The organism is Candidatus Poribacteria bacterium (genome assembly GCA_016866785.1).
Taxonomy (GTDB): domain Bacteria; phylum Poribacteria; class WGA-4E.
Genome location: VGLH01000236.1, coordinates 1 through 3,123 on the forward strand (window position 1 = coordinate 1; position 3,123 = coordinate 3,123).

A 3,123-nucleotide genomic window follows, 5' to 3' on the forward strand; every position below is an offset into this window, starting at 1 on the left:
TCATCGGGCGCGAGTTCATCAACGCCTTCGAGGATGCCGTGCGCGACATCGGAGACGTCGATTTCCTCGCACAAGGGACGCTCTATCCCGACGTGATCGAGAGCATGTCCGTGCGGGGCCCGTCGGCGACGATCAAGACCCACCACAACGTCGGTGGGCTACCCGAGAACCTGCGGTTCTCTTTGATCGAGCCCTTCCGCGATCTCTTCAAAGACGAAGTGCGCGCCGTGGGGCGGGAGCTCGGCGTGCCGGACGCGATGCTCGGACGCCATCCGTTTCCAGGACCCGGGCTCGCCGTGCGCGTCCTGGGCGAGGTGACGCGCGAACGCCTCTCCGTTCTCCGCGAAGCCGACACGATCTACATCGAAGAGCTCTACCGCGCCGGGCTCTACGACTCGATCTGGCAGGCGTTCTGCGTCTTGCTGCCCGTTCAGACGGTCGGCGTCATGGGCGACGAGCGTACCTACGAGGACGTGATCGCCCTGCGCGCCGTCGAGAGCACCGACGGCATGACGGCGGATTGGGCGCACATTCCCTACAAGGTTCTCGGCAGGATAGCCAATCGCATCATCAACGAGGTGCGAGGGGTGAACCGGGTGTGCTACGACGTCAGCTCGAAGCCCCCGGCGACCATCGAATGGGAATGACGCCCGGCTCGCGCGGGCTTGACAGCGCCGGACCTATCGGCAATCCCTCGGTGTGATCGGCTCGACAGCGAACCTTGGGGACGGCTCGACATGTCGCAAGAACGGCAACGGAGCTCCTCTTGCTGCGCCGAACGCGTTCCGGGCAGAAGCGACGACCTCCGCCAGGTCGTGCGCGAAGGCTACGCGGGCATCGCGCTGGCAGAAGACGAATCAACGGGCTGCTGCGGGGCGAGCGCCGACGACGTCGCCGCCGCTCTGGGGTACGACACCGACGACCTGGCTGCCCTCCCGGAAGGCGCGAACCTCGGACTCTCTTGCGGGAACCCGACGGCTCTCGCATCGCTCGTGCCCGGCGAGGTCGTTCTCGACCTCGGAAGCGGAGCGGGCTTGGACGTGTTCCTCGCCGCTCGCCGCGTCGGACCCGAGGGACGAGCCATCGGCGTCGATATGACTCCTGAGATGCTGTCCAAGGCTCGCCGCAACGCCGACGCCTTCCGAGACGCGACCGGCATGGACAACGTCGAGTTCCGGCTCGGAGAGATCGAGCACCTGCCTGTCGCGGACGCTTCGGTTGATGTCGTGATCTCGAACTGCGTCATCAACCTGTCGCCGGACAAGCCGCAGGTATGGCGAGAGATCGCGCGTGTGCTCAAGCCGGGCGGGAGAGTCGCCGTGTCGGACCTGGCTCTCCTTCAGACGCTGCCCCAGGCAGTCGCCGAGAGCATCGAGGCGCTCCTGGGATGCGTCGCCGGAGCCGTGCTGGTATCCGAGACGGAGCGCATGGCGTCTGATGTCGGTCTCGTGGACATCGCACTCGAGTCGGATGCGTCCTACATGGACGCCATGGCGGATTGGCGGGATCCGCTCTACGTTCGCATCGCGCAGGACCTGCCGAGGACTGCGGAGCCGTCGGATTACGTCACGAGCCTCAAGATCACGGCGCGGAAGCCCTGACGCTCTCACACCCAACTGGAGACGCTGAATGGACTACAAGTTCCTAGCAGACCTCGTGAAGGAAGTCGAAGTCCCGAAGGACGGTATTCTGAGCCGTCCGCTGTACTCCGATGCCGACGTCCGCGTCGTCCTGTTCGGGTTCTCGCAAGGGCAGGAGTTGTCGGAGCACACGGCGTCGATGCCAGCAATCCTACAGGTGCTCCAGGGCGAAGCGACCTTGGGTCTCGGCAGGGACAAGCTCGAGGCAGTCCCGGGCTCGTGGGCTTATATGCCGCCCAACCTGCCTCACAGCATCGTGGCGAAGTCGCCGCTGCTCCTGCTGCTGGTTCTCGTCAAGACCGGTGCGGAGGAGGACGAGGAAGAAGACGAGGACGTCGAGTAGGGATCAAGTCGGAGAGAGTGGCTGCCGGGGAAGGATTCGAACCCTCGTAACATGGTCCAGAGCCATGCGTCCTACCACTAGACGACCCGGCAGCAGGCGTATCACTACGCGGAGCCTAGTGTACCACGCAGGGGCGGCGCGGTCAAGGCAAACCCGCTGACCTGCTCCGCTAAGTTGGGACAGTGGGCGCGATGAGGAGTATCCACCGTTGATAGGCGTCGCAACGGATGTTCTGCGTCCGTTTGTGCGCGCGAGGGATCCGATGACGGCTAATCTCGATCCGACGGCGAGCGTGAATCCGTTTGCGCGCGAGGGATCCGATGTTTCAGGAGGACGAAGAGCGGGGAGTAGGACTCCTGTGTTTTCGCGTAGAGAGCATCTCGCGCCGCTTCGCCCACCAAGTAGCCCAACGCGTGGGCGATGAGCGTCAAGGCGATCGTCTTCTCCATCCGCTCCCGGCTCTTGTTCATCAGTCTGTCCAGGTGCAGAAGCGACTTCACAGGTCTTTGAAACTCTCCTCGATCTTCATGCGCTTCTCTTCCTGCGCTTCTCGTAGAGTTCGAGACCCTTCTCCGGCTCCAACGACGTGATAACCCAAAGAGGTTCCTTGCATCCCTGCTTCCAGCGTCCCGCCAGATGCACGCGCGTGGTTCCCTTGTAGGAGACGTTCTTGGGAGACGTTCTTGGCAAAGACGGCCTTCCCAGGAGCCAGAGCCAACGCGATGGGATTGCCTGCCTTGTCCGTCCGTTGCACCCCGTTGCCGGTGTTCAGGCGGATGACGAAGGGTTGTTTCTCGCGCTTGAGGTCTCGAAGGAGCGCTTCATAGCTGAATTCCCCATCAAAGACGATGGAAACGTCCCTCAGCAGTCCCGAAGCGGTTGCCAACGCGCGACGATGTTCGGGGTTCCGCGAGGTAACCTCCTCCTCGATGGTCTGCGAAGAGTCTGCGAGGAGGAGGTGACGAAGTGGAACGGCAACACCCGACCGCCGCGAGGCGTACCCAGCGTCAGCATCCAGAAGCCACGAGTCTTCCCGTCCTTCAACGTTCCGACGTAGGAGGTCCACTTCGCCTGCCGACGCTCCACTTCCGTCACATCCCCCACCACGAAAGGTGCGTTCTCGTCAAAGAGGCGAAGCAA

Annotated in this window: 5 protein-coding genes and 1 tRNA gene; 3 read left to right on the forward strand and 3 right to left on the reverse strand. The window is 63.3% G+C overall.

The genetic code is table 11. The features are described 5' to 3' along the window. From guaA to FJZ36_18715, 3 genes are all read left to right on the forward strand, one after another. Nucleotides 1–647: glutamine-hydrolyzing GMP synthase (gene guaA, locus FJZ36_18705; protein MBM3216930.1), on the forward strand; the 647-nt coding region annotated here is incomplete at its 5' end. A gap of 90 nt (nucleotides 648–737) precedes the next feature. After that, nucleotides 738–1,601 carry an arsenite methyltransferase gene (gene arsM / locus FJZ36_18710; protein MBM3216931.1) on the forward strand — a complete coding sequence of 288 codons (864 nt, stop codon included), beginning with the start codon at nucleotides 738–740 and terminating at the stop codon, nucleotides 1,599–1,601. A gap of 28 nt (nucleotides 1,602–1,629) precedes the next feature. Then, a complete protein-coding gene (locus FJZ36_18715; protein ID MBM3216932.1) occupies nucleotides 1,630–1,983 on the forward strand; it encodes a cupin domain-containing protein in 354 nt (117 codons plus the stop codon). 18 nt (nucleotides 1,984–2,001) lie between these two features. On the opposite strand, the gene FJZ36_18720 is transcribed toward FJZ36_18715, so the two are convergent. The 3 genes from FJZ36_18720 to FJZ36_18730 all read right to left on the reverse strand — a co-directional run bounded on the left by FJZ36_18720 (nucleotide 2,002) and on the right by FJZ36_18730 (nucleotide 2,869). Continuing rightward, nucleotides 2,002–2,075, reverse strand: a tRNA-Gln gene (locus tag FJZ36_18720). A 177-nt stretch (nucleotides 2,076–2,252) separates the two neighbouring features. Continuing rightward, nucleotides 2,253–2,453: a hypothetical protein gene (locus FJZ36_18725; protein MBM3216933.1), complete on the reverse strand. Its 201-nt coding sequence runs from the start codon at nucleotides 2,451–2,453 to the stop codon at nucleotides 2,253–2,255. 26 nt (nucleotides 2,454–2,479) lie between these two features. Then, complete coding sequence (locus tag FJZ36_18730; protein ID MBM3216934.1) at nucleotides 2,480–2,869, reverse strand: hypothetical protein; 390 nt, start codon at nucleotides 2,867–2,869, stop codon at nucleotides 2,480–2,482. Nucleotides 2,870–3,123 lie beyond the last annotated feature (254 nt).